1 protein-coding gene is annotated in these 822 nt (G+C 60.5%); it reads left to right on the forward strand.

The window, feature by feature from the left end; translation table 11 throughout:
• Positions 1–73 precede the first annotated feature (73 nt).
• The coding region (locus AWB68_RS45625; protein ID WP_125483334.1) for an IS4 family transposase at positions 74–822 on the forward strand (749 nt) is incomplete at its 3' end.

Here is an 822-nt window from a genome sequence, read left to right on the forward strand (position 1 = left end):
ACTGGACGGCATTTTAATTTTGGTGCGGGAAGTGGTTGTAAACGTTGCGCCGAGCTGTTAACTTTTCGGAGCGATGCTTGCCAGCCACCTCACCTACCTGATCGAAGCGCAGCAGCCGGCCGACCTGCGACGGTTGGCCGAGCATCTGCCCTACGAGTGGATCGAACGTGCGGTCCAGGCGACCGGCACAGCGAGCATCCGACGCCGTCGCCTACCTGCTGAACAGGTGGTGTGGCTGGTAATCGCGCTGGCGATGTACCGGCACTGGTCGATCAGCGAGGTGCTCGACAGTCTCGATCTAGCCTTGCCCAACGAGGCCGCGCCGTTTGTCAGCAAGAGCGCGGTGGCACAGGCACGCCAACGTATCGGCGAGGCGCCGATGGCCTGGCTATTTGAGCAGACAGCACGGGCGTGGACGACTCAGGATGCGGCTCACCATGCGTTCAAGGGGTTAAGTCTGTGGGCGATGGACGGCACCACACTGCGCACGCCCGACAGTGCGGCCAACCGTGAGCACTTTGGCGCACAGGGTTATGCCAGTGGCAAGGTGGCCAGTTATCCGCAGGTGCGCGCAGTGACACTCACTGCGATTCCGACGCATCTGGTCGCCGATATCAATTTCGGTCGCTACGACACCAACGAAATGGTGTACGCCAAAAGCCTGCTGCCACAGATCCCAGAAGACTCGCTGACGGTGTTCGACAGGGGCTTTCTGGCCGCAGAAATCCTGTGTGGCCTGACGATGAACGCGCGTAATCGCCACTTCCTGATTCCAGCCAAAGCTAATACCTGCTGGGAAGTGATCTCCGGTACCGCTGACGA

The organism is Caballeronia choica (assembly GCF_001544535.1).
GTDB lineage: Bacteria > Pseudomonadota > Gammaproteobacteria > Burkholderiales > Burkholderiaceae > Caballeronia > Caballeronia choica.